This window comes from Streptomyces sp. BK340, from assembly GCF_007827595.1.
GTDB lineage: Bacteria > Actinomycetota > Actinomycetes > Streptomycetales > Streptomycetaceae > Streptomyces.
In genome coordinates this window covers 201,453-225,330 of sequence record NZ_VISR01000012.1, presented here as the reverse complement: position 1 = coordinate 225,330, position 23,878 = coordinate 201,453, and the positions used below count along the sequence as shown (strand labels likewise).

Below are 23,878 nucleotides of genomic sequence, written 5' to 3'. Positions count from 1 at the left end.
CCCCGAGGCCACGGTGATCCCGCGCGCGTCGGGGACGTACCACGTCCTGGTCGTGCCGTACGACGTGCACGACAACTCCTTCACGGGCACCGCCTATCTGCCCGCGACCACGGACGCCGGAGATCTCACGTCCTTCACCGGCGGCAACGGGAGTTACACGATCGGCGCGGGCGCGCTCACCGCCCGCGCCGACTTCCTCACGGGAGGGCGACTCCGGCTCCAGGCGGACCCGTCGGGCTCACTGAGCGATCCGGCCGGCACGGCCATCGTGCGCAGGCAGCCCGCGTTCCAGCGGCACACCTCGTCCTTCGACGCGGGCGACTACTACGGCGTCCGTTCCCCCGAAGCCGTGCTGCGCGTGTACAAGAAGCCGCTGCGGTTCGGGCTGTACAAGCCCGACAACCGCACCCGGATCTGGCAGGAGGACAAGCCGCTGCGCTGGTCGACCGGCGGGATGCGGCAGAGCCTCGCACGGGGCGCGGACGAGCAGTTCTTCGGCGGCGGCGAGCAGAACGGCAGCTTCTCGCACCGCGGTCAGACCATGTACGTGGGCAACAGCTTCGACTGGAACGAGGGCGGCTACAACAACTCCCAGCCGTTCTACCTCTCGAGCGCGGGCTACGGCGTCTTCCGCAACACCTTCGCGCCGGGCGTGTACACCTTCGGGTCACCGGTCACGACCGGACAGCAGGAACGGCGTCTGGACGCCTACTACTTCCTCGGCGATGCGAAGCAGGTCATCGGGAAGTACACGGAGTTGACGGGCAAGCCCTTCATGCCTCCGGTCTACGGTCTCGAACCCGGTGACTCGGACTGCTATCTGCACAACGCCAACCGGGGCGAGCGGCACACCCTGGACGCCCTGAAGGTCGCCGACGGCTACACCGACAACCAGATGCCGCTCGGCTGGATGCTGGTCAACGACGGCTACGGCTGCGGGTACGAGAACCTGGAGCAGACCGCAAAGGGCCTGCAGGACCACGCCGCCCAGCTCGGTCTGTGGACCCAGGACGGCATCGACAAGCTCGCCGACCAGGTCAAGGCCGGCCAGCGGGTGGCCAAGCTGGACGTGGCCTGGGTCGGCAACGGCTACAAGTTCGCGCTGGACGCCTGCGACGCGGCGAAGAAGGGCATCGAGGACAACAGCGACGCGCGCGGCTTCGTGTGGCTGCCGGTGTCCTGGGCGGGTGCCCAGCGGTGCGGGGTGCTGTGGAGCGGCGACCAGAAGCTGTCCTGGGACTACATCCGCTGGCAGATCCCGACCTACGCCGGAGCGACCATGTCCGGCATCGCCTACAACACCGGTGACGTGGGCAGCATCTACCGGCACGACGCCAAGATGTACGCCCGGGACCTGCAGTGGAAGGCGTTCCTGCCGGCGATCATGACGATGGACGGGTGGGCCTCCGACATCACCACCGGCAAGCCCGCCGACCAGCAGCCGTGGCGGGACGGGGAGCCCTACACCTCGGTCAACCGCAAGTACCTGCAGCTGAAGGAGCGGCTGCTGCCGTACATGTACACCCTGTCCGCCGAGGCGGCGAAGACGGGCGTGGGCGCGGTGCGTCCGCTGTGGCTGGAGTACCCGGACGACCCGAACACGCTGGGCGCGCAGGCCAGGTACGAGTTCCTGTCCGGCCGCGACTTCCTCGTCGCCCCGGTCTACCAGGACTCCGACACGCGCGACGGCATCTACCTGCCCAAGGGCACCTGGACCGACTACTGGACCGGCCGCACCTACCGGGGTCCCACCACCCTGAACGGCTACCACGCGCCGCTCGACACACTCCCGCTGTTCGTGCGCGAGGGTGCGATGGTCCCCATGTGGCCCAAGGGCACGACGAGCTGGCAGACCCGCGACCGGCACGAGCTGGACTGGGACCTGTATCCGTCCGCCCACGGCACGGGCCGCTACACGCTGTACGAGGACGACGGGGTGACCCGAGACTTCGCCAAGGGTGCCGCTGCCACCCAGCGCGTGTCGATGCGCACCGGCGCCGAGGGGACGACCGTCTCGGTCGGCGCGAGCAAGGGCGACTACGCGGGCAAGGCGGACGCGCGGACGTACCGGTTCACGGTGCACGGCGGGACGGCACCGGAGCGCGTCTACCTCGACGGGCGGCAACTGCCGGCCTCCGCCTGGTCGTTCGACGGCGACAGCCGGGTGACGACCATCCGCACCCCGAGCCTGCCGCTCGGCCGCGGCTTCACCCTTCGCCTCACATGAGGAGCATCGAGTAAAGAACTCGTATGGTCTAGTCCAAAGAGCTCTTTGGACTAGACCAACCCATTGACGTGGTCGCATCACCCCCCGGAGGCTGGGGCACCTCCCCACCCCACACCCCTCTGGAGGCACGCAGTGAGACGTCTTCGGGCATGCCTGGGAGCGGCGGCCGCCGTCGGACTGGCCGCCGCGGGCACGACCGCGCTCGTCGCGGGCAACGCCTCGGGCGCGACCACCGCACTGAGCAACCGGTGGTACGCCGCAGCCCCCTACCTGATGCCGCTGGACAACGACCCGCCGGACGCGGCCGCCATCATGGACGCCACCGGCCTCAAGGCCTTCCAGCTGGCCTTCGTCCTCGCACCCAACGGCGGCGGCTGCTCCCCGACCTGGGGCGGCACGGCACCGGTCTCCTCCGACACGGCGGTTCGGTCGGTCATCGACACCATCCGCGCCAAGGGCGGCGACGTCTCCGTCTCCATCGGCGGGTACGGCGGCACCAAACTCGGCCAGGCCTGCCCGGACGCCGCCTCCACGGCGGCCGCGTACCAGCAGGTCATCACCAAGTACGGGCTGCACGCCATCGACTTCGACCTGGAGGAGCCGGAGTACGAGAACACCGCGGCGATCAGGAACGAGATCGGCGCCGCGAAGATCCTGCAGCAGAACAACCCGGGTCTGTACGTGTCCGTGACCACGGCCGGCACGGCGGACGGCACCGGCTGGTTCGGCAAGCAGATGCTGCTGGAGGCCAAGTCACAGGGGTTCACGCCGAACAACTTCTCCATCATGCCGTTCGACGGCGGCTTCAACGGTGCGGCGAGCCAGACCGGCGCACTGACCAACTTCAACGCGATCCTGCAGTCCACCTTCGGCTGGGACCAGGCGACCGCCTACGCCCACGAGGGGTTCTCGGGCATGAACGGCCGCAGCGACACCGGCGAGTACTTCACGCAGGCTGACTTCCAGACCGTGCTGGACTACGCCACCAGCCACAACATGGACCGGTTCACCTTCTGGTCCCTCAACCGCGACCGCCAGTGCACACCCGCCGACAACGGCGGCCGTACGTCGGGCACTTGCTCCAGCGTGACCCAGAACTCCTGGGACTTCGCGAAGTACTCGGTGAAGTTCGCCGGGGTCACGCCGCCGACCGGCACGCCCACCCCCACCCCCACGCCCACTCCGTCGCCGACCCCGACGTCCTGCAAGACCGCCTGGAGTTCGACGGCGGTGTACACCTCCGGCAACGAGGTCTCGTACGACAAGCACAACTGGAAGGCCAAGTGGTGGACCCAGAACGAGGTGCCCGGCGCCTCCGAGTGGGGGCCGTGGCAGGACGAGGGCGCCTGCTGAACCTCTTGACGCGTCTGGTTCAGACCTCTAGCTTCACGGGTCACCGATGAACAAGGATGCGTTCAGCGTTCAGAATGCTGAACGAACGGGCGGCTGAACGGCTGAACGGCTGAACGCATCCTCCCGGCGGAAGGACCCCCCACATGACCCGCTCCCGGCTCCTCGCGGCCACGACCGCCGCGGGCATCGCCCTCACCCTGACCGCCCTCGGCGGCAGCGCCGACGCGGCCGACCCCCATGTCGCGCCCGGAGGCAACTTCGACCTGTCCATATGGCAGCTCCAGGAGCCCGTCGGCTCACCCGGCTCCCCGACCACCATCCCCTCGTCCCGGCTGCAGGGCGCGAACGGCTACCAGGACGCGTACTTCTACACCGACACCCGCGACGGAGCGATGACCTTCTGGGCGCCCGAGAAGGGCGTGACCACGCCGAACTCGAACTACGCCCGCTCCGAGCTGCGCGAGATGAACCGCAACGGCAGCTCCGCCGACTGGCCGCTCAGCGGCTCGCACCGGATGAGCGCGACCCTGCGGGTGGTCTCGGTGACCAAGAACGTGTGCGTGGGCCAGATCCACCTCGGCTCCGGCGGCTCGTCCACCAAGCCGCTGCTGGAGCTGTACTACCACGCGAACGGCGACATCGTGCTGGGCACGGAGAACTTGCCGTCCGGCGGTCAGACCCCGCACACCGTGGGGCACGTGCCGATCGGCAGGACGTGGAACTACACCATCGCGATCTCGGGCGGGAACACCATCGAGCTGACCGTCAACGGCACCACCACGCGCTACGGCATCCCGTCGTCGTTCGCACCGTACAGGCAGTACTTCAAGGCCGGCTCCTACAACCAGTCCTCTTCGGACAGCACCACGAACGGGGCCCGGGTCGCCTTCTACGGACTGACCGTCCGGCACGGGTGACACGCGGCGCGACCTGCGCGACTGGTGCAACCGGGCGGACGGTCGTAGCGTCGAGATGCACGCGGTCGGACACGGCACGACGGGTGGGAGCGACCATGCGCGGATCACTGGCGGGAACAGCGGTCACCCTCGCCGCAGGGGCCATGCTGACAGCGGCCATGACCACGGCCGCGGCGAGTCCGCCCACCTCTGCACCGAAGGCCCTTCCTCCCACGCCCGTGCTGGTCGACTGCTTCTGGAACCGCAACGTCCGCCCGGCCGACTTCATCCTGGCCTGCGGCGACGGCAACAGCCGCCTGGCAGGGCTCGACTGGTCGCACTGGGGCTCCCGAACCGCGACCGCCGAAGGCCTGAACGCGGTCAACGACTGCAAGCCCTACTGCGCGGCGGGCACCTTCCGCTCGTACCGGGTGACCGTCGTGCTGGACCGCCCGCGGCCGTGGACGAAGCACCCGGACACCGAGCACTACACCCGGATGAGCCTCATCTACGAGGACGCCCGGCCGGAAGGCTTCAACCAGGTCATGACCTATCCGCTCTGGGACTGACCGCCCGCGGCCCGTCACCCGCGCGGGCCGCTCGCGGCGCCATGTCGTGGGCCGCGCGGGCGACCCCGCGGCCCGGCACCCCTTCCCGGTGACCGGCACCCGGCCATCTTTGTGTGACCCCGCACTCCGGCGCCCCGCGCGCCGTACGAAGAGAGGTCACATGCCCCGTCTCCCCCGCCCGGCCGGTGCGGCCGCGGCCGCGCTCGCGCTCGGCCTGATCGCGGCGGCGCCCGCCAGCGGCCACGAGCCGACCTTCACCGATGTACGCGTCGTGGCCCACTTCGGCCTGGCCGCCGGGCAGACGCCCGAGAACATCGCGCTCGAACCCGACGGCTCCGCCGACCTCACCTTCGCCCTCGCCCGGCAGGTCGCCCACGTGACGCTCGACGGCGACACCCGGATCCTCGCGACCCTGCCCGCCGTGGCCCGTCCGAACACGCCCGTCCTGCACGGCGCCGTCGTCACCGGCATCGCCCGCGGGAACGACGGCACGCTCTACGTCAACTACGCGACCGGCACCCGCGAGACCGGCATCTGGCGGATCCCGGCCGGCGGCGGCGCACCGCGGCAGATCGCCCAACTGCCGCCGGACGGACTGCCCAACGGTCTGGCCCTCAACGGGCGCGACGGCGTGCTCTACGCCGCCGACTCCGTGCTGGGCACCGTCTGGCGCGTCCCCCAGTCGGGCGGCACTCCCACGGTGTGGGCGCGGGGCACCCGGCTCGCACCGGGCACGGTGCCGCCCGGCTCCGGGTACGGCGCCAACGGCATCAAGGTGCACCGCGGAGCGGTGTGGGTGTCCAACAGCGACCGCGGGACGCTGCTGCGCTTCCCCTTCGCCCCGGACGGCTCCGCGGGGCCGGTCGAGACCCGGGCCACCGGGCTCACCGGCATCGACGACTTCACCTTCCCCGGGCACGGCAGCACCGTGCTGGCCGCGCTGAACGGATCCAGCGAGCTGGCCCTGGCGCGCCGCGACGGCACCCACTCGGTGATCCTCACCCGTCGGGACGGGCTGTCCAACCCGACCTCGGTGGCCGTGCGCGGCCGGACCGTCTACGTGCCCGGCGCCGCGTACTCGACCAGGCGGGACCCGAATCTGCTCCTGGCCCGTCTGCGGCAGCTCTTCGGCCGCCTCTAGCCCGCTGTGCGCCCGCCGCGGCCGGGCCGGTGTCCGGCGGCCGCGGCGAGCGGCGTCTCAGGCGATCTCGACCAGCAGGTCCCCGCCCTCCACCTGCTGGATCCGGTTGATGGCCAGCCGGGACACCCGGCCCGCCTTGGGCGCGGTGATCGTGGCCTCCATCTTCATCGCCTCGATGGTGGCGACCGTCGCGCCGGTCGCGACCTCGTCGCCCTCGGTGACCGCGAGCGTCACCACACCGGCGAACGGCGCCGCCACATGACCCGGGTTCGTGCGGTCGGCCTTCTCGGTCACCGGCACGTCCGAGGCGGCCGCCCGGTCACGGACCTGGATGGGCCGCAGCTGACCGTTGAGCGAGGACATCACGGTGCGCATGCCGCGCTCGTCGGCCTCGCCGACCGCCTGCAGCTCGATCAGCAGCCGCACTCCCGGCTCCAGGTCGACGGCGTACTCCTTGGCGGGCCGCAGGCCGTAGAAGAAGGCCTTGCTGTCCAGGACGCTGGTGTCGCCGAAGCTCTGGCGGTGGTTGTCGAACTCGCGGGTCGGACCGGGGAACAGCAGACGGTTGAGGGTCGCCCGGGGCTCCTTCGCCAGCCCGTCGCGGTCCTCGGCGGACAGTTCCGGGGCCGGCTTGGGCTCGCCGCGGCCCTGGAGGGCCTTGGTGCGGAACGGCTCGGGCCAGCCGCCGGGCGGCGTGCCCAGCTCGCCGCGCAGGAAGCCGATGACCGAGTCGGGGATGTCGAACCGGTCGGGGGTCGCCTCGAAGTCCGCCGGGGAGACTCCGGCGCCCACCAGGTGCAGGGCGAGGTCACCGACCACCTTGGACGACGGGGTGACCTTCACCAGCCGGCCCAGGATGCGGTCGGCGGCGGCGTACATGGCCTCGATGTCCTCGAAGCGGTCGCCGAGACCGAGGGCGACGGCCTGGGTGCGCAGGTTGGAGAGCTGGCCGCCGGGGATCTCGTGGTGGTAGACACGCCCGGTCGGGGAGGCGAGGCCCGCCTCGAACGGGGCGTAGATCTTCCGGACGCCCTCCCAGTACGGCTCCAGGTCGCCGACGGCCTGGAGGTCGAGCCCGGTGGGCCGCTCGGAGTGGTCGGTGGCGGCGACCAGCGCGGACAGCGACGGCTGTGAGGTCGTGCCGGCCATGGAGGCCACCGCGCCGTCCACCGCGTCGGCGCCCGCCTGGATCGCGGCGAGGTAGGTGGCGAGCTGGCCGCCCGCCGTGTCGTGCGTGTGCAGATGCACCGGCAGGTCGAACTCGCGGCGCAGCGCGGACACCAGCTTGGCGGCGGCCGGGGCGCGCAGCAGTCCGGCCATGTCCTTCACGGCGATGACGTGGGCGCCGGCCTCGACGATCTGCTCGGCGAGGCGCAGGTAGTAGTCGAGGGTGTACAGCCGCTCGGCGGGGTCGTTGAGGTCGGCGGTGTAGCAGAGGGCGACCTCGGCGATGGCGGTGCCGGTCTCGCGTACGGCGTCGATGGCGGGCCGCATCTGCCCGACGTCGTTGAGGGCGTCGAAGATGCGGAAGATGTCGATGCCGGTGGCGGCGGCCTCCTGCACGAAGGCGTCGGTGACCTCGGTCGGGTACGGGGTGTAGCCGACGGTGTTGCGGCCGCGCAGCAGCATCTGGAGGCAGATGTTGGGGACGGCCTCGCGCAGGGCGGCCAGCCGCTCCCACGGGTCCTCGGCGAGGAAGCGCAGCGCCACGTCGTACGTCGCGCCGCCCCAGCACTCCAGGGAGAGCAGCTCGGGCAGGGTGCGGGCGACGACCGGGGCGACGGCGAGGAGGTCCCTGGTGCGCACCCGGGTGGCGAGCAGCGACTGGTGGGCGTCGCGGAAGGTGGTGTCGGTGACCCCGATGGTCGGCGACTCGCGCAGGTGCCGGGCGAAGCCCTCGGGACCGAGGTCGACCAGCCGCTGCCGGGAACCGGCCGGGGGCTCACCGGCGGGCAGGGGCGGCAGCTTGGTGACCGGGTCGAGCAGGTCGGGGCGCTTGCCGTGCGGCTTGTTGACGGTGACGTCGGCGAGGTAGGTGAGCAGCTTGGTCCCGCGGTCGGCGGAGCTGCGCGAGGTCAGCAGGTGCGGGCGCTGCTCGATGAAGGAGGTGGTGACCCGCCCCGCCTGGAAGTCGGGGTCGTCCAGGACCGCCTGCAGGAACGGGATGTTGGTGGCCACGCCGCGGATGCGGAACTCGGCGACGGCACGCCGGGCGCGCCCGATGGCGGCCTTGAAGTCACGGCCCCGACAGGTGAGTTTGACCAGCATCGAGTCGAAGTGCGCGCTGATCTCCGTACCCGCGTGGGTGGTGCCGCCGTCGAGGCGGATACCGGAGCCGCCGGGTGAGCGGTAGGCGCTGATCCGGCCGGTGTCCGGGCGGAAGCCGTTGGCCGGGTCCTCGGTGGTGATCCGGCACTGCAGGGCGGCACCGCGCAGGGTGATGGTGTCCTGGGACAGGCCGAGGTCGGCGAGGGTCTGGCCGGAGGCGATGCGCAGCTGGGCCTGGACCAGGTCGACGTCGGTGACCTCCTCGGTGACCGTGTGCTCGACCTGGATGCGCGGGTTCATCTCGATGAAGACGTGGTTGCCGTCGCGGTCGAGGAGGAACTCGACGGTGCCCGCGTTGCGGTAGCCGATCTCGCGGGCGAAGCGCACGGCGTCGTCGCAGATCCGATCCCGCAGCGCCGGGTCGAGGTTGGGTGCGGGCGCCAGTTCGATGACCTTCTGGTGGCGGCGCTGCAGCGAGCAGTCTCGCTCGAAGAGGTGAATGACGTTGCCCTCGCCGTCGGCGAGGATCTGCACCTCGATGTGGCGCGGGTCCACGACGGCCTTCTCCAGGAAGACGGTCGGGTCACCGAACGCGGACGCGGCCTCACGGGACGCGGCCTCGATGGACTCGCGCAGCTGTGCGGGGTCCTCCACCCGGCGCATGCCGCGCCCACCGCCGCCCGCGACCGCCTTGACGAAGACCGGGAAACCGATCTGCTCGGCGGCACGGACGAGTTCGTCGACGTCGGTGGAGGGCTCGGACGAGCCCAGCACGGGTACGCCCGCCGCCCGGGCCGCGGCCACCGCACGGGCCTTGTTGCCGGTCAGCTCCAGCGTGTGCGCGCTCGGCCCGACGAAGGTGATGCCCGCGTCCTCGCAGGCGCGGGCGAGTTCGGGGTTCTCGGACAGGAAGCCGTAACCCGGATAGACGGCGTCGGCGCCCGCCCGGCGAGCGGCGCCCACGATCTCCTCGACGGAGAGATACGCCCGCACGGGATGTCCCGGTTCCCCGATCTCGTAGGCCTCGTCGGCCTTCAGCCGGTGCAGCGAGTTGCGGTCCTCGTGCGGGAACACGGCGACTGTGCGCGCGCCGAGTTCATAGCCCGCCCGGAACGCGCGGATCGCGATCTCTCCACGGTTGGCGACCAGCACCTTGCGGAACATCCTGGATTCCCTTCAGCTGCCTGCCGGCGACGAACACCATGGTGTCAGCCATGCCTTGCCGTACGTCGCGGCAACATTAGGGGTTGCCCGCACGTGTCGAAGTGCGAAAAGCGTCACATTGACGTGGTCCGGACATGCCAGTGGGGGGCTGCCGCCCTCAGCAGGATGGGTCGGTCCAGGCGGCTGCTGTCTCGATGAGCGCCCAATACTCCTCGAAGGGACGCGGTTCCCTCCCCCACGACAGGAAAGGCAACCAGATGTCACGTCGGGCATGTCGGGCGCTGTAACGAGTCCGTCCGGGTATATCCGCTCTCACCGCCGTCACCGCAATGGCGGCCGCGGCCCTGCTCCAGTCACCGGTGGCGGCCGCGCAGTCCGCCCCCCGCGGCGGGGACGCCGGGCACGGCGCGTCCCGGACGGCGGACTGCTGGGTGTGGGCGCCTCTCCGACCTGGAACGGGACGACGGACAAGGACGTGTTCTTCGTCCACACGGTCGCCGACGGCACCCGGGTCGTGCACCCGGCAACCCCTTCGGCAACCGCGTGTACAGCTACGGTCTGCGCAACCCCGAGGGCTTCGCGTGGGACGCCCGGGGCAGGATGTGGGGCGCCGACATCGGCCATACCGAGTGGGACGAGCTCAATCTCGTCTCGAAGGGCAGGAACTACGGCTGGCCCAGCTGTGAGGGAGCGTGCTCCACCGCGGGAACGTCCACCCCAAGAAGGTCTGGAAGCCGGAGGACGGGGGTGTGCCCGCCCAGGTCGCGATCGTCGACAACGCCGTCTACGTCATCACGCTGAGCGGGAAGCGGCTGTGGCGGTTGCCGATCGACGCGAGCGGTGTGGGCGTCGGCTCCGCGACGTCCTACTACAACGGTGCCTACGGACGGCTGCGCGCGCTGGTCAAGGTGCCGGGCGCCGATCAGTTGTGGATGGGCTCCAGCGGCAACGGCACGAGCAAGGACCGCATCCTCAAGGTCACCATCGGCTGACATCGGCTCCGGGCGCTCCGCCGGGCCGGCACTCGAGCCGGCCCGGCGGAGCGCATCACCGAACGCAGGTTCGAGCACCCACTTCGTGAAAACACACCCGAACCTTCCAGATTCGATCACCAACTCTCGTATAGTGACCGCCAGTTCACTCTCGATAGTCGCTCCGCCACCCGCCCGCCCCTGCTCGCCCCCTCTGCCGCGAGGACCACACCGGACCGATGACCGTGCCCACGCATCCCGGCGAACGACCCTCCCTCCGTACGCTCACCGTCGCCCTCGCCGTGTCCGGTGCGCTCTCGGCGCTCGTGGTCCTCACGGCCGTGTCGGCCGCGCCGGACCCGGCGCGCGCGCCGCTGGCCTGGGGTGCGGGCACCGCGGCGGTCGTGCTCTGTGCCGCCGTGGCCACGGCCGCCCACGCCGGGCGCACCGCGCGGGGCTCCCGGCGCAGGCTGGACAGCGCGACCCAGGACATCGGCCGGCTTCTGCAGCAGCAGGCCCGCACGACCGAGGAGAACCGCCGGGAACAGCAGCGACTCATCAACGAACTGGCCGCGCAGCAGGCGGAGTTCACGGCGGACCGGGCACGACTCGCCGAGGAGGGCGCGCAGGAGCTGGACCGGGTCCGCGGCGAGAACACCCGGCTGGCCGAGGAGTTGCGACGGACTCGGCGCGAGCGGGCAGCGGCGATCTCCGCGACCGCCAACGCGGCGGCCCGGATGCAGGCCCTCGCCACGGCGACCCTCGCGGACCTGCGGGCGATGGAGGACCGGCACACCGACGAGGACGTCCTGGCCGACCTCCTCCACCTGGACCACCGCACAGCCCAGGCCGGCCGGCTCGCCGACTCCGTCGCCGTCCTGACCGGCGCGCGTTCGGGGCGCAGGTGGGCGCGGCCCATAGGGATGGAGTCCCTGCTGCGCGGCGCGCTGGGCCGGATCGCCGGCTACCAGCGGGTGCGGGTCCACTCGGTCAGCGAGACCACCGTCGCCGGGCACGCGGCCGAGGGCGTGATGCACGCGCTCGCCGAACTCCTCGACAACGCCGCCAAGTTCTCGCCGCCGACGGCCGAAGTGCACGTCTACGTCGAGGAGGTGGCGGCCGGGGTCCTCGTGTCCGTGGAGGACAGCGGCCTGGTGATGGGGGACGTACAGCTGCGCCGGGCCGAGCGGGCGGTCGCCGGTGACGTATCCGAGCTGGGCGGCCTGACGGGGACGCGGCTCGGGCTCGCCGTGGTCGGCCGACTGGCCCGCAAGCACGGCCTGAAGGTGTCGTTCCGGCCGTCGGCGCGCGGCGGCACGGGTGTGCTGATGCTCGTCCCGCAGGAGATCCTCGTCGGCCCCGCCAGACGTCCGGATGCCGGCCGGCCTGCCGAGCCGACGGTCACCGCGGGCCCCTCCCCGGTCCATGAGTCCCCCTCGCCCGCCGCGGGCGAGGGCCCGGCAGGGCTGCCCAGGCGGAGCCGCGGCCGCACTCCCGCCGAGGCCGAACGGTCCCACCCGGCGCCCCCGAGCAGCGCGCCACACCCGGCACCGGGGACCGACGAGGCCAGGACCCGGGCCACCCGCTTCGGCGCCTTCCGGCAGGCCGTCCGACCGGCGCCCGGATCGGCCGACGAGCCCGAGCACAGCTCCCCCTCCGCCCACCCGCACGCGCACCCGGAAGGCGAGGCCACCTCATGAACGGCCCGAGCACCGCCGACGAGACGCTCACCTGGCTCCTGGAAGGGCTGCTGGACAGGACACCGGGGGCGCGGCACGCGCTCGTACTGTCCCGGGACGGGCTGAGGCTGTGCCGGTCGCCGGAGTTGAGCCCGGACCAGGCCGACCAGCTCGCCGCGATCGCCGCCGGGATCCAGTCGCTGTCGCGCGGGGCGTCCGCCGGGTTCGGTGACGGCAGCGGAGGTGTGCGCTCGGCGATGACCGAGTTCTACGGGGGCGTGCTGTTCATCGTCGAGGCCGGCGCGGGCGCCCACCTGGCCGTCGTCACGACGGAGGAAGCGGACCCCGGGGTCGTCGGGCACCACATGACCGAGCTGGTCGAACAGCTCGGCGAGCACCTGACCGCTCGACCCCGTACCTCATGAGCCGGCCCGGCAGGGACGACGCCCCCGACCGTCTCTACACCCTCACTCAGGGACGCAGCCGGACCGGCCGCGACAACCCCTTCGACCTGGTCACGCTGGTCGTCGCCGAGTCGGAGCCGGGGGCAGGAATGCAGTCGGAGCACGCGGCGATCCTGCGGATGACCGAGTTCCCCGCGTCGGTGGTCGAGATCGCCGCCGAGCTGCGCCTGCCCGTCGGCATCACCAAGGTGCTGCTGTGCGACCTGCTGGCGGCGGGCCGCGTCAGCGCCCGGCATCCGCGCCCGCCGGCCGTCGCCGACCCCGACATCCTGGAGCAGGTGATCGTTGCGCTCCGCAACCTCTGACCGACAGGAGTCCGTGTGATCCCCGGCGCCGTCCCCCTGACCGGCCCCCGCTTCCAGACCGAACCGGCCCGCCTGTACCGGGAGATGCGGGGCGAGCACGGCGCCGTGGTCCCCGTGCTGCTCGACGGCGGCGTGCCGGCCTGGCTGGTGCTCGGTTACCGCGAACTGCACCAGGTGACCGGCGACCCGGTGCTGTTCAGCCGGGACTCCGGGCTGTGGAACCAGTGGGCGAAGATCCCGGACGACTGGCCGTTGCTGCCGATGATCGGCCACCGGCAGCCGTCGATCCTCTACACCGTCGGTGAACGGCACCGGCAGCGCGCCGCGATGATCAGCGACGCGCTGGAGGCGGTGGACCCCTCCGAACTGCGGGCCCACGCCGAGCGGTTCGCGGACGAGCTGATCGACGCGGTCTGTGCCACGGGTGAGACCGACCTGGTCGCCCACTACGCGATGCTGCTGCCGGTACAGGTCCTCGCCCGGCTGGTCGGCTTCCCTGACGAGGACGGTCCGGGTCTGGTCACCTCCCTCAACGACATGATCGACGGAAGCGAACGGGCCCTGGCCGGCCAGGCCCATCTGGCCGCCTCCATGCGGCAGTTGCTCGCCGACCGCAAGGAGGGGCCGGCGGACGACGTGGTCTCCCGGATGCTCGCCGACGACGGCGGCTTCACCGACGAGGAGATCGCGCAGGACCTGATGGTGATGATGGCGGCCGGGCACCAGCCGACCGCCGACTGGATCGGCAACTCGCTCCGCCTGATGCTCACCGACGACCGGTTCGCCGCCTCCCTGTTCGGCGGGCAGGGCAGCGTCGCCGAGGCGATGAACGAGGTGCTGTGGGAGGACGCTCCCACACAGAACGTGGCCGGCCGCTGGGCCGCCCGCGACACCCACCTCGGCGGCCGCCCGGTCCGGGCCGGCGATCTGCTGCTGCTCGGACTGCAGGGCGCCAACTCCGATCCCCAGGTCCGTACCGACGCCGCCGCGCTGACCGGCGGGAACAGCGCGCACTTCGCGTTCGGCCACGGCGAGCACCGCTGCCCGTTCCCCGCGCAGGAGATCGCCGAGGTGATCGCGCGCACCGGTATCGAGGTCGTACTGGACCGGCTCCCGGACATCGACCTGGCGGTGCCCGCCGAGTCCCTCACCCGCCGCCCCTCGCCCTGGCTCAGGGGACTGACCCAGCTGCCCGTCCGGTTCACGCCCGTACCCGTCCTCTGATCCCGCGTCGCCCGGCCGACCCGCCGGTCCAGGGGTGTCACATCTCGTTCGGGCACGGCCCGCACGTGTGCCCCGGCGCCGCGCTGTCCCGGCTGGAGGCGGGGGTGGCCTGCCCGCGCTGCACGCCCGCTACCCCTCCCCGGAACCGGCGGTGCCGGCGGCGCAGCTGCGCGACAGACCGGTCGTCACCCAGAACGACCTGTTCGGGCTGCCGCTCCTGCTGAACGGCCGAGTTGACTTCGTGTGCGCTCCAAGTCATAGCGTCGCAGACACCCGGCACGCGAAGGTCACGTCGCCCGGCCTCCCCCACGGGATGCCGGGGGACCGAATCCGTCGCTAGATGGATGAGGGCCTCCGTGCCGTACCGAACGACGATCAAGTGTGCAGGAAAGGCTGGGACACCTCATGCGACAGCGCAGTCTGCGGGATCTGCAGGTATCGGCCATCGGCCTCGGGTGCATGGGCATGTCGGCCTTCTACGGCAGCACGGACCAGGACGAGGGCGTCGCCACCATCCGGCGGGCCCTGGAGCTCGGCATCGACTTCCTCGACACCGCGCAGCTCTACGGCCCGCTCACCAACGAGTCGCTGGTCGGCGAGGCGATCCGGGGACACCGCGACGAGTACGTCATCGCCACCAAGTTCAACTACCGGATGGACAACGCCGTACCGGGGGACATGAGCACGGTGGGCCGGCAGGACGGCTCGGCCGAGCACGTCCGCAGCTCCGTCCACGGCTCGCTGGAGCGGCTCGGCACGGACTACATCGACCTCTACTACCAGCACCGGGTCGACCCGGACGTGCCCATCGAGGAGACGGTCGGCGCCCTGGCCGAGCTGGTCGCCGAGGGCAAGGTGCGGCACATCGGGCTGAGCGAGGCGAGCGCGGACACCATCCGGCGCGCCCACGCCGTCCACCCGATCACCGCCGTGCAGACCGAGTACTCGCTGTGGACGCGGGACCCGGAGGCCGAGGTGCTGCCGGCCTGCCGTGAACTCGGCATCGGCTTCGTCCCGTACTCCCCGCTCGGCCGCGGCTTCCTGGCCGGCCGCTTCTCCTCCCCCGCCGAGCTGGACGAGAACGACTACCGGCGCACCAACCCCCGCTTCACCGACACCAACTTCGAGGCGAACCTCCGGCTCGCCGAGAAGGTGAAGGAGATCGCCGCGGAGAAGGACGTGACGCCGGCGCAGCTGGCCATCGCCTGGGTGCTGGCCCAGGGCGAGGCCCTGGTCCCGATCCCGGGCACCAAGCGCCGTACCTACCTGGAGCAGAACGCCGCCGCTGCCGGCATCGAGCTGTCCGAGGAGGACCTGGCCCGCATCGACGCCGAGCTGCCCGAGGCGGCGGGCGCGCGCTACGACGAGGCCGGGATGCGCTCGGTGAACCGCTAGGTCCTGTCGTCAAATTCCCGTCGTCGCCCGAAGGGCGGCCTCGCGGCGTCTGGTGCGTGCTCTCGGCGTGCCGGGCGGAAGTCCTCGTACTGGACGTAGTTGGGCTTTCGCCCGGTGCGGCGTGAGTGCGTGCCAGGCGTCGTGGGGCAGACGGGAATTTGACGACAGGGCCTAGGGGGCGCCCCTGCGACGGCGCCTGGCGTAGGCGACGGTCAGGACGGCGAGCAGGGGACCCCACAGGATCAGGGGCGTGTAGCAGACGTAGAAGGAGACGGCGTCCCAGCCGCCCGCCCGGCTGGGGAAGTCGTCGGGCAGCTTCCCGCCCCGGATCGTCCTGCCCATGATCTGGGTGGTGAGGGTCAGGACCGTCCAGAGCAGAGTCAGGACGGTGGCGCCGAGCGCGGCCGGGAGCACGGCCGCGCTGACCGGGACCCGTCGGCCGCGCAGGTACGGCACCCACCTCGGGAAGACCTCGCCCCAGCGGGCGATCAACCCGAACGCGGTGAACGCGACGGCCTCGGAGAAGATCGACAGGAACACGATGTAGGCCCGCTCCCCGATCCCGATACCCGGGTCGAACGCGGCCGGCAGGCGCCACAGGCCTGCGGGCAGGACGGTCAGCGGCACGGCGCAGGCGACGAGCCGCATCCTCCGGGAGACTCCCTCGACGGGCTCGTGGGCCGCCCGCCACGCGGCGCGCAGGCGTTCCGGGCGGGCTGTGGTGGGCGCGTTCGGCGGCGGCTGCATGCGTGCTCCTCGGCGTCAGGGGCCCGGCGGACCCGTCCGGTACCGAAGATCGCAGCGGGGGCACCCCTCACGAATCGCGCTGCGGGCCGAACCTCCCTCCGCCGTACGGGGGAAGAGCGCGTCGCGCCCGGGAACGAGGGAGCGGGCGGCCGCGGCGGACCGACCGTGTGTCCGTCGTGACGTCCTGTTCCCGCTCCTCCACGTGCCGTACAGCTCGTCCGGGAGCACGCTGGTAGGCATGAGGCTCCGGCAGAGGGGCGCGGGTGCGCAGCAGTCGTGGCAGTCGGCGCATGCGCTGCTGCTGCTCCCCATCCTGCTCATCGTGGTGATCACCGTGGTGGACCTCCGCTCCCCCGAGAGCATCCATCTGGGCCCGGCCCTGGTCATCGCCCCGGCGCTCACACCGTCGTTCGCCGGGCCCCGGACCACGGCGTTCGTGGGGGCGCTCGCGCTGGCCGCCCAGACGCTGATCGCCTTCCTCCACGGGGGGATCGCCACCTCGAACCACATCGTGCAGCTCGTCACCCTAGCCGTGCTCTCGGTGATGTGTGTGGTCTACAGCGCGGTACGTGAGCGCCGCCAGGCCCAGCTGGCTCAGGTACGCACGGTCGCCGAGGCCGCACAGCATGTGCTGATGTGGCCGTTGCCCGAGCACATCGGCCCGCTGCGGATCGCCTCCCTTTACCTGGCCGCCGAGGACGAGGCACAGATCGGCGGCGACCTGTACGCGGTGACCCGCTCCGAAGGCGCGGTGCGGGTGCTGATCGGCGACGTACGGGGCAAGGGGCTGCCGGCCATCGGGGAGGCGGCACTGCTGCTCGGCGCGTTCCGGGAGAGCGCGCACCGCAACGTCGCGCTGGCGGACCTGGCGGCCGGTCTCGACCAGAGCATCAGCCGCTACGCCACCGAGCTCGAGACGGAGGAGGAGGCGGGCGAGCGCTTCGCCACCGCCCTGCTGGTGGACATCCCGGACGAGGATCAGGTCACCCTGATGACCAGCTGCGGCCATCCCCCGCCGCTGCTGCTGAGCCCGGGGCACGCGGTCACGGTCCCGAGCCTGCACCCGTCGCCGCCTCTCGGCGTGCACGGGAACACCGATCACACGCTGGACGTGTTCTCCTTCGAGCCCGGTGACACGCTGCTGCTGTACACCGACGGTGTGGTGGAGGCCCGGGACGCGCAGGGCCGGTTCTATCCGCTGGCGGAGCGGGTGGCGCGCTGGACGGACGACAGTCCGGAGGCGCTGATGCACCATGTGCGGCGCGACCTGCTCGCCCACGTGGGCGGCCGGCTGGACGACGACGCCGCCCTCATAGCCCTGCACCGCACGCCCGTCGACCGCCGCCGTCACCACGGACGCGAAGGCGCACGGCTGCTGACCCATGACGCCTAGGAGCCTTTGTCGCTCCGCTCCTGTGCACACGTTCAACAGCCTTTGCGCCGATGTTCGGTTCCGGAGGTGGTCCGCCCCGGCCGGTCGTTGCGAGAATCCCGGGCCCCCGAGAACAGGGAGTTCCGATGTCCGTACGACACCTGCTCGCCGGCCTCGCCCTGCTGCCGGCTCTCGCGTTCCCCGCCACCGCCGCGCAGGCGGCCCAGGCCGACCCGCCGCAGGCCCGCTTCGACCTCCAGGCCCACCGCGGCGGTCTCGGTATGACGACCGAGGAGTCGCTGGAGGGCTTCGGCAAGGCGATGCGGCTTGGGGTCTCCACGCTGGAGCTGGACACCCACGTCACCAAGGACCTGAGGGTGGTCGTCAACCACGACCGGCAGATCAGCGGCGTCAAGTGCCGCGACACGGGCCCGGTCACACCCGGCGACCCGCTGTACCCGTATGTGGGCAAGTACATCAAGGACCTGACGCTCGCCCAGATCAAGACGCTCGACTGCGGCTACCAGCAGCTGCCCGGCTTCCCCGAGCAGGAGGTCGTCAAGGGCTTCCGGATGGTGGAGCTGAAGGACGTCCTGGACCTGGTCGAGAGCTACCACGCCAGGCAGGTCAAGCTGAACGTCGAGACCAAGGTGGAGGCGGGCGCGCCCGAACAGACCGCGCCGCGCGAGGTGTTCGTCCGCCGGGTGTACGAGGAGCTCCACCGCTCCGGCATCGAGCGGCAGGTCACCATCCAGTCGTTCGACTGGGGCGCGCTGAAGCTGATGCACCGACTGGCGCCGCGCCGGCCGCTGGTGGCGCTGACGAACTACGACTTCCTGCAGGTGGGCCGGCCGGGCGCGTCCCCGTGGCTCGGCGGAATCGACGCCGACGACTACGGCGGTGACTTCGTGAAGGCCGCCGCCACCGTCCCCGGGGTCACGACCCTCTCCCCCAACTACGGTTTCCCGCAGCACGGGAAGGCCGGCGACCCCGGCTTCCGCTTCTACTCGGATGCGGCGATGGGCGCCGAGGCGCACGCCCGCGGCCTGAAGGTGGTCCCCTGGACCTGCGACGACCCGGCGACGGTGGAGGCGCTGATGGACTTCGGCGTCGACGGGATCATCACCGACCACCCCGACCACGTACGGCATATCATGGCCGGCCGCGGGATGCGACTGCCCCGCCCGTACCACCCGCACGGCCGGTCCTGACCGGCCCGGAAAGCCGCGAGCCCCGCCCCGAGTGGGGGCGGGGCGGGACTGCGCCCGGCAGCCGGTCAGCGGGCCGGCTTGAGGTCGGTGATCTTCAGGGTCGTCAGGTCGGACCGGACGTCGATCCTGGTGACCTCGGCGTGGGGACCGTCGCCCCAGGTGAGGGTGACCCTGCTGGTGGCGTGGCCCGCGCCGGAGCCGGTGTAGGCGACCTTCCACTTCACCGGCACGTTCTGCGCGAACAGGATGCCGTCGGCGTGGTTCTTCCTCTCGTACGCGGCGACCTTCTTCTGGGCGGCGGAGGAGAGGTAGAAGGCGCGCAGCGCCTTGGCGGAGGTGCCGGCCGCCGGGTCCTCGGTGGCCCAGACGGAGTCGATGTAGGCGCCGTAGAAGTCGGCCACGTGCTGGGTGACGTTGCGCGGGTCGCCCTGGGCGGAGGACACGGCGGCGGCACGCGGGGCGTGGCTCGCGCCGGAGCCGGCCAGGGCGGGCGTCACGGCTGCCAGGGAGAGCCCGGCGGTGAGGGCGACTGCGGTCAGGAGGGTCTTGCGGCGGCTCACGGACATTTTTCTCGTTCCCCCGGTTTCTTCGCGACCGGCCCGATCCCGGCCGTCGACGGACCTTAAGACCGCATTTCCCTCCGCCCGGTTCCGCTTCTCCAGAACTTCCTTCCCCGCATTTCCCGGCGCCTGACACGTCGGCAAAGGTTGTGCTGAATTCCGGACCGCTTTCCCCGTCTTTTGGCCAGATTCGTTCAGGTCACCGGCGAATTCCGCTCTTCGACCGGCCGGGCGAGGTGTTCCAGGGCCGAACGGGTCGTCGTCGGTGAGGGTGAGCGGGCCGGGGTCCGGGAGGTGGGTCGGACCCCGGCCCGGGTCTTCACGGCTTGCGTGCGACCGCGCCGTACATCGCTATGTCCTCGTCCCGGACGTGCTTGACGCCGGTGCCGTCGGGGTGCCACTTGTGGACCTGGACGATGCCGGGTTCGACCAGGTCCAGGCCCTCGAAGAACTCGTGGGCCTCGTCGATGGTGCGCAGCCGCATCGGCATGTCGCGGGCCGCGTACTCGCGGGCGACCCGGCCCACCTCGTCGGGCGCGAACTCCGCGGTGCCGATGGACATCGCCAGGTAGCTGCCCGCCGGCAGCGGCTCCAGCAGGCGGCGGACGACGCCGACCGCGTCGTGCTCGTCCAGCATGAAGTGGACGATCGCGATGACGGTGAGGGCGACAGGCTCGTCCAGGTCGAGGGTCTCACGCAGTTCCGGGGCCTGCAGAATGGCGGCCGGGTCACGGAAGTCGGCCTCGATGTACGAGGTCCGGCCCTCGGGCGCGCTGGCCAGCAGGCCCTGCGAGAGGGTGAGGACGATCGGGTCGTTGTCGACGTAGACGACCCGGGATCCGGGAGCCACCGCCTGGGCGATCTCGTGCAGGTTGGGCGAGGTGGGGATGCCGGTGCCGATGTCCAGGAACTGGCGCATGCCCGCCTCCTCGGCGAGCCAGCGCACGGCACGGTTCATGAAGTCGCGGTTGGCGCGCATGTGGACCGGGAGGGCGGGCCACTCCCGGGACATGGCGTCGCCGGCCTCCTGGTCGGCCGGGTAGTAGTCCTTTCCGCCGAGGATGTAGTCGTAGATGCGGGCGGAGTGGGCGTTCTCGGTGTCGATGCGGTCGGCCGGCCATCCGTTGTCGGGCAACGCCGTGTCTCCCATTCGGGTCGGGGGGTGTCGGACTCGCGTCAGAAAGGGTGCGCCACAACAGGCACGGTCACAGCAGGAAGTCGGCGTCCCCCTCCTTCACCCCGGTCACGAACCTCGCCATCTCGTCGGAGGTGAACACCAGCGCCGGACCGTCGGGGTCGGTGGACTGGCGTACGGCGACACGTCCGTCGGCGAGCCTCTTCACTTCCACGCAGGCGCCGCCGGCGTCGTCGCTCCACGGCTTGGCCCAGTCGCGGGCGCCCAGCTGCCGGGCCGGCATGCCGTTGTGTACGGGAGGGTGCACGGTTACAGCTCCTTGCGAATCGCGCCGAGCACGGTCTCGGTCTTCCTGGCGGGCGCCGCCTGGGCACCCAGTCGGTCCAGGGCCTCGCGGTACACCACGACGTCACCGCCCTTGTCGAGGTAGACCGCCCCGACCAGGCCGTTGAGGTAGACGATGTCGGGCAGTTCACGGGCCCGGAACCGGAAGAGGTGGTACGCGCCCGCCCGCATCGCCGGGTGCGGGCCGTTGGCGAACGGCATGAGCTGCAGGGTGACATGGGGCAGCCGGTTGACCTCGATGAGATGGTCGATCTGGGCGCGCATCACCTCCGGGCCGCCGACCGGCCAGCGCAGCACGGTCTCGTCCATGACGACCCACAGTCGCGGCGGCCCCTCCCGGGCCAGCAGTTCCTGCCGGCGCATGCGCAGCGCGACCCGGCGTTCGGTGGCCTCGGCCGGGGCGTGCGGATTGCCGGCGCCGAGCAGGGCGCGCGCGTAGTCCTCGGTCTGCAGCAGGCCGTGCACGAACTGGTTCTCGTAGGCCCGGATCTGCAGTGCCGCCTGCTCCAGGCTGAGGTATGCGGCGAACCAGTCGGGCATGACGTCGCGGTAGGTGTGCCACCAGCCCCGCTTGTTGGCCTCCCGCACCGACTGCAGGAAGGTGTCGATCTCCTGCCGGTCCGTCACGCCGTACACCTGGAGGAGTTTCTCGGCGTCCGCGAGGCGCAGCCGGGCGACCCTGGCGGCCTCCATGCGGCGGATGGTGGAGTGGCTGACGCCGATGGCCGCGCCCGCCTGCTCGTAGGTCAGGCCGGCCCGGGTCCGCAGTTCCTCCAGCTGTCTGCCGAGGATCATGCGCAGCACGGAAGGGGCACCGCCCCAGTCGGTCTCCGCGGTCACGCCCACCCCCTCACCCGGGTTTCAGGGTCACCGTCTCACTCGATCGCTCTCACGAACCCTTTCGATCATTTCTTGCCTGAAGCAGCATGCACTTGGCTACTTGCAATTTTCAACTTGCGTGTTGCGAGCGGTTGTTGACAGATGACACAGTGGACTCACTGCTCCGGCTGACCGAAGGAGCGGGCGACGCAGTCCAGTCGGGGGAGACCGGGCTGCACCACGGCCTCATGGGAGGCGGTGCGCGTCGTCCGGCCCCTGGGCGGCCGGCTCTCCGACACCGTCCCCCGACACGAGGCCGGACGAAAGGCGTACGGCGATGGCTCCGCCCTCCTCCCTCCCCCAACCGCTCCACCGGCTGTCCGAGCACCACGTCCCGGTCACCGGCACGCCGGCCGCGAGTCCGCCCCCGCTGCGGCTGCCCCCGATCGGCCTTCCGCTCCGCATACCCGACGCCATGGAGCCCGCACCCCGGCCCGCGGAGGCCGACGGCGCCCCAAGACCACCCGGAGGCGAGCACCCGGGTCGACTCCCTGGGCCCGAGGGCCCCGACCCGCTCGCCTCCGGGGCCGTGGCTCCCGGACCCACGGCCGCCTTCGAACTGCCGGCCCTGCCGTCGGCGGTCGGCACGGCCCGCCGCGTGCTGCGCGATCTGCTGACCGCCTGGGGCGTCGCCGGACCCGGCCGGGAAGACGCGGTCCTCGTCGCCTCGGAACTGGTCACCAACGCGCTGGTGCACGCGGCCGGCGAAAGGATCGTGTGCCGGGTGCGCAGCACCGCGGACCGGGTCCGTCTCGAGGTCGAGGACCAGAACCGGGGCCCCGCCCGCCCCGTCCAGCGGCGGTCCGGCCCCGACGAGCAGAACGGACGCGGGCTCCTGCTGGTCGATGCGCTGAGCGCCGACTGGGGCGTGACGCTCGCGCCCGACCGGCCCGCGCGCATCGTCTGGGCCGACCTGAAGACCACGCCCGAACCCCCGGCCGGCCCCACACCGCCCGAACCCCTCCCCCGGACCACCCCCCACTCGTCCGAAGGAACCCCGCCCCATGCACCAGCCGACCCCTGTCCCTGAACCGTCCGCCGACCCCTCCTGGACCCGGACCCGCCCGAAACCGGGTCCGGACGGACCGGCCGAACGCCATCAGCCGTAAGAATCCGCAGGCCCTCGGGCGTGGGCCGTCGGCCGTAGGCAACCACCCCCACCCGTTTCCTCGGTAGATTCACCCCGATGCGAGCCGTTCGCATCCGTCGGCGGGCCCGGCTTCCCGTGAGGGACCCGGACCGTCCGCCACGCAGCGGTTCCGCCGGGGGGTTCCATGGTCTGGTCGCTCGTCCGCCGAAGCCGGGCCGTGTCCCGGCTCCCCGTGCCCGGGCGGTGCGAGTCCGGCCGGCACGTCCTGGCCACCGAGCGGCTGTTGCTGTTCACGCCCCGGACGCACCTGGACGTGGCCGCGGCGCTCGCCGCCAGCGCGGACGCCGAGGCCCAGCGGTGGCTCGGCAACCATGCCGACCGGATCGCTCCCGACCCCGGCACCCGGCGCGCCCTGCTGGAGTGGCGGCCCGCCGGCGACGACGGCCGCCGCGTCCCCCGCCTGCTGGCCAAGCCCTTCACCCCCGACCCCGGCATCCCGGTGTTCCTGGTCTGTGTGCGCAGGGCCGACCTCAGCTATGCCGGAGGACTGCAACTGGAGCACCACACGGGCGAGGTGGGCGGCTGGCTGGCGCCGCGCTGCCGCGGGCAGGGCCTGGGCGCGGAGTTGTTCCGGGCCGGGGCGCTGCTCGCCCACACGCACTTCGGCATGACCCGGGCCCGGGCGGGCGCGGAGACCGGGAACACCGCGAGCCGCCGGGCCCTGGCCCGGGCGGGCTTCGTGCCGGACGAGGGCCCGCCACGGCACACCCTGCCGGACGGGCGCGTGATCGAGTCCGTCTGGGTCCGCCACGACACTCCGACGGCCACGCGCTGCGCCTGACCGGCCGGGAGTGCCTGCACCCTGCCGCTCGCCGGCCCCTGG

Annotated in this window: 22 protein-coding genes and 1 pseudogene; 17 read left to right on the top strand and 6 right to left on the bottom strand. The window is 71.8% G+C overall.

Features of this window, described 5'->3' with window-relative positions:
- Positions 1 to 64 precede the first annotated feature (64 nt).
- The 5 genes from FB157_RS22470 (at position 65) to FB157_RS22450 (ending at position 6,186) form a co-directional block, all read left to right on the top strand.
- Positions 65 to 2,227 (top strand): TIM-barrel domain-containing protein, encoded by a 2,163-nt coding sequence (locus tag FB157_RS22470; RefSeq protein WP_398947090.1) that lies wholly within the window; start codon positions 65 to 67, stop codon positions 2,225 to 2,227.
- A 132-nt stretch (positions 2,228 to 2,359) separates the two neighbouring features.
- Positions 2,360 to 3,580 (top strand): chitinase, encoded by a 1,221-nt coding sequence (locus tag FB157_RS22465; protein ID WP_186581633.1) that lies wholly within the window; start codon positions 2,360 to 2,362, stop codon positions 3,578 to 3,580.
- A gap of 143 nt (positions 3,581 to 3,723) precedes the next feature.
- Complete coding sequence (locus tag FB157_RS22460; RefSeq protein WP_145882391.1) at positions 3,724 to 4,497, top strand: polysaccharide lyase family 7 protein; 774 nt, start codon at positions 3,724 to 3,726, stop codon at positions 4,495 to 4,497.
- A 95-nt stretch (positions 4,498 to 4,592) separates the two neighbouring features.
- Complete coding sequence (locus FB157_RS22455; protein WP_145882390.1) at positions 4,593 to 5,045, top strand: hypothetical protein; 453 nt, start codon at positions 4,593 to 4,595, stop codon at positions 5,043 to 5,045.
- Positions 5,046 to 5,205: 160 nt separating this feature from the next.
- On the top strand, positions 5,206 to 6,186 hold the full coding sequence (locus tag FB157_RS22450) for a hypothetical protein (RefSeq protein WP_145882389.1): 981 nt from the start codon (positions 5,206 to 5,208) through the stop codon (positions 6,184 to 6,186).
- Between the two features lie 57 nt (positions 6,187 to 6,243).
- Here FB157_RS22450 and FB157_RS22445 read toward each other — a convergent pair whose 3' ends face one another.
- Complete coding sequence (locus FB157_RS22445; RefSeq protein ID WP_145882388.1) at positions 6,244 to 9,618, bottom strand: pyruvate carboxylase; 3,375 nt, start codon at positions 9,616 to 9,618, stop codon at positions 6,244 to 6,246.
- 543 nt (positions 9,619 to 10,161) lie between these two features.
- On the opposite strand from FB157_RS22445, the gene FB157_RS48610 reads away from it, so the two are divergent.
- The 8 genes and pseudogenes from FB157_RS48610 to FB157_RS22410 all read left to right on the top strand — a co-directional run bounded on the left by FB157_RS48610 (position 10,162) and on the right by FB157_RS22410 (position 15,656).
- Positions 10,162 to 10,419 (top strand): PQQ-dependent sugar dehydrogenase, encoded by a 258-nt coding sequence (locus FB157_RS48610; protein WP_261386436.1) that lies wholly within the window; start codon positions 10,162 to 10,164, stop codon positions 10,417 to 10,419.
- On the top strand, positions 10,311 to 10,610 hold the full coding sequence (locus FB157_RS48605; RefSeq protein WP_261386443.1) for a hypothetical protein: 300 nt from the start codon (positions 10,311 to 10,313) through the stop codon (positions 10,608 to 10,610). Before FB157_RS48610 ends, FB157_RS48605 begins: the two co-directional genes overlap by 109 nt.
- 218 nt (positions 10,611 to 10,828) lie before the next feature.
- Positions 10,829 to 12,289, top strand: coding sequence for an ATP-binding protein (locus tag FB157_RS22435; protein WP_145882387.1), 1,461 nt, complete (start codon positions 10,829 to 10,831; stop codon positions 12,287 to 12,289).
- Complete coding sequence (locus FB157_RS22430) at positions 12,286 to 12,693, top strand: roadblock/LC7 domain-containing protein (RefSeq protein ID WP_145882386.1); 408 nt, start codon at positions 12,286 to 12,288, stop codon at positions 12,691 to 12,693. The genes FB157_RS22435 and FB157_RS22430 overlap by 4 nt, the downstream gene beginning before the upstream one ends.
- Positions 12,690 to 13,037 carry a DUF742 domain-containing protein gene (locus tag FB157_RS22425; protein ID WP_145882385.1) on the top strand — a complete coding sequence of 116 codons (348 nt, stop codon included), beginning with the start codon at positions 12,690 to 12,692 and terminating at the stop codon, positions 13,035 to 13,037. The genes FB157_RS22430 and FB157_RS22425 overlap by 4 nt, the downstream gene beginning before the upstream one ends.
- A 15-nt stretch (positions 13,038 to 13,052) precedes the next feature.
- Entirely contained in the window at positions 13,053 to 14,261 is a 1,209-nt protein-coding gene (locus tag FB157_RS22420) for a cytochrome P450 (protein WP_145882384.1), read from the top strand.
- A 38-nt stretch (positions 14,262 to 14,299) separates the two neighbouring features.
- A pseudogene (locus FB157_RS48600) lies at positions 14,300 to 14,484 on the top strand (cytochrome P450); the annotation flags it as partial.
- A 182-nt stretch (positions 14,485 to 14,666) separates the two neighbouring features.
- Positions 14,667 to 15,656: an aldo/keto reductase gene (locus FB157_RS22410; protein WP_145882383.1), complete on the top strand. Its 990-nt coding sequence runs from the start codon at positions 14,667 to 14,669 to the stop codon at positions 15,654 to 15,656.
- Positions 15,657 to 15,827: 171 nt separating this feature from the next.
- On the opposite strand, the gene FB157_RS22400 is transcribed toward FB157_RS22410, so the two are convergent.
- On the bottom strand, positions 15,828 to 16,403 hold the full coding sequence (locus tag FB157_RS22400; RefSeq protein WP_145882382.1) for a hypothetical protein: 576 nt from the start codon (positions 16,401 to 16,403) through the stop codon (positions 15,828 to 15,830).
- 238 nt (positions 16,404 to 16,641) lie between these two features.
- Here FB157_RS22400 and FB157_RS22395 point away from each other — a divergent pair, with 238 nt between their 5' ends.
- Both FB157_RS22395 and FB157_RS22390 read left to right on the top strand, forming a co-directional pair.
- A complete protein-coding gene (locus FB157_RS22395; RefSeq protein WP_145882381.1) occupies positions 16,642 to 17,796 on the top strand; it encodes a PP2C family protein-serine/threonine phosphatase in 1,155 nt (384 codons plus the stop codon).
- 125 nt (positions 17,797 to 17,921) lie between these two features.
- On the top strand, positions 17,922 to 18,986 hold the full coding sequence (locus tag FB157_RS22390) for a glycerophosphodiester phosphodiesterase family protein (protein WP_145882380.1): 1,065 nt from the start codon (positions 17,922 to 17,924) through the stop codon (positions 18,984 to 18,986).
- Positions 18,987 to 19,051: 65 nt separating this feature from the next.
- Here FB157_RS22390 and FB157_RS22385 read toward each other — a convergent pair whose 3' ends face one another.
- From FB157_RS22385 to FB157_RS22370, 4 genes are all read right to left on the bottom strand, one after another.
- Positions 19,052 to 19,552, bottom strand: a complete 501-nt coding sequence (locus FB157_RS22385) for a hypothetical protein (RefSeq protein WP_145882379.1) — start codon at positions 19,550 to 19,552, stop codon at positions 19,052 to 19,054.
- Between the two features lie 313 nt (positions 19,553 to 19,865).
- Positions 19,866 to 20,681 carry an SAM-dependent methyltransferase gene (locus tag FB157_RS22380; RefSeq protein ID WP_145882378.1) on the bottom strand — a complete coding sequence of 272 codons (816 nt, stop codon included), beginning with the start codon at positions 20,679 to 20,681 and terminating at the stop codon, positions 19,866 to 19,868.
- A 70-nt stretch (positions 20,682 to 20,751) separates the two neighbouring features.
- Positions 20,752 to 20,964 (bottom strand): DUF397 domain-containing protein, encoded by a 213-nt coding sequence (locus tag FB157_RS22375; protein ID WP_145882429.1) that lies wholly within the window; start codon positions 20,962 to 20,964, stop codon positions 20,752 to 20,754.
- Positions 20,965 to 20,990: 26 nt separating this feature from the next.
- Complete coding sequence (locus tag FB157_RS22370) at positions 20,991 to 21,866, bottom strand: helix-turn-helix transcriptional regulator (RefSeq protein ID WP_145882377.1); 876 nt, start codon at positions 21,864 to 21,866, stop codon at positions 20,991 to 20,993.
- A gap of 316 nt (positions 21,867 to 22,182) precedes the next feature.
- Between FB157_RS22370 and FB157_RS22365 the strand changes: the two genes are divergently transcribed.
- Positions 22,183 to 22,935 (top strand): ATP-binding protein, encoded by a 753-nt coding sequence (locus FB157_RS22365; RefSeq protein ID WP_145882376.1) that lies wholly within the window; start codon positions 22,183 to 22,185, stop codon positions 22,933 to 22,935.
- A 244-nt stretch (positions 22,936 to 23,179) separates the two neighbouring features.
- A complete protein-coding gene (locus tag FB157_RS22360; RefSeq protein WP_145882375.1) occupies positions 23,180 to 23,836 on the top strand; it encodes a GNAT family N-acetyltransferase in 657 nt (218 codons plus the stop codon).
- Positions 23,837 to 23,878 lie beyond the last annotated feature (42 nt).

What these genes read in the sequence shown, in the direction of transcription:
- FB157_RS22460 (WP_145882391.1), top strand. Translation starts at nt 3,724, where the DNA reads ATGACCCGCTCCCGGCTCCTCGCGGCCACGACCGCCGCGGGCATCGCC.
- FB157_RS22455 (WP_145882390.1), top strand. Translation starts at nt 4,593, where the DNA reads ATGCGCGGATCACTGGCGGGAACAGCGGTCACCCTCGCCGCAGGGGCC.
- FB157_RS22450 (WP_145882389.1), top strand. Translation starts at nt 5,206, where the DNA reads ATGCCCCGTCTCCCCCGCCCGGCCGGTGCGGCCGCGGCCGCGCTCGCG.
- FB157_RS22445 (WP_145882388.1), bottom strand. Translation starts at nt 9,618, where the DNA reads ATGTTCCGCAAGGTGCTGGTCGCCAACCGTGGAGAGATCGCGATCCGC.
- FB157_RS22435 (WP_145882387.1), top strand. Translation starts at nt 10,829, where the DNA reads ATGACCGTGCCCACGCATCCCGGCGAACGACCCTCCCTCCGTACGCTC.
- FB157_RS22430 (WP_145882386.1), top strand. Translation starts at nt 12,286, where the DNA reads ATGAACGGCCCGAGCACCGCCGACGAGACGCTCACCTGGCTCCTGGAA.
- FB157_RS22425 (WP_145882385.1), top strand. Translation starts at nt 12,690, where the DNA reads ATGAGCCGGCCCGGCAGGGACGACGCCCCCGACCGTCTCTACACCCTC.
- FB157_RS22410 (WP_145882383.1), top strand. Translation starts at nt 14,667, where the DNA reads ATGCGACAGCGCAGTCTGCGGGATCTGCAGGTATCGGCCATCGGCCTC.
- FB157_RS22400 (WP_145882382.1), bottom strand. Translation starts at nt 16,403, where the DNA reads ATGCAGCCGCCGCCGAACGCGCCCACCACAGCCCGCCCGGAACGCCTG.
- FB157_RS22395 (WP_145882381.1), top strand. Translation starts at nt 16,642, where the DNA reads ATGAGGCTCCGGCAGAGGGGCGCGGGTGCGCAGCAGTCGTGGCAGTCG.
- FB157_RS22390 (WP_145882380.1), top strand. Translation starts at nt 17,922, where the DNA reads ATGTCCGTACGACACCTGCTCGCCGGCCTCGCCCTGCTGCCGGCTCTC.
- FB157_RS22385 (WP_145882379.1), bottom strand. Translation starts at nt 19,552, where the DNA reads ATGTCCGTGAGCCGCCGCAAGACCCTCCTGACCGCAGTCGCCCTCACC.
- FB157_RS22375 (WP_145882429.1), bottom strand. Translation starts at nt 20,964, where the DNA reads ATGCCGGCCCGGCAGCTGGGCGCCCGCGACTGGGCCAAGCCGTGGAGC.
- FB157_RS22365 (WP_145882376.1), top strand. Translation starts at nt 22,183, where the DNA reads ATGGCTCCGCCCTCCTCCCTCCCCCAACCGCTCCACCGGCTGTCCGAG.
- FB157_RS22360 (WP_145882375.1), top strand. Translation starts at nt 23,180, where the DNA reads ATGGTCTGGTCGCTCGTCCGCCGAAGCCGGGCCGTGTCCCGGCTCCCC.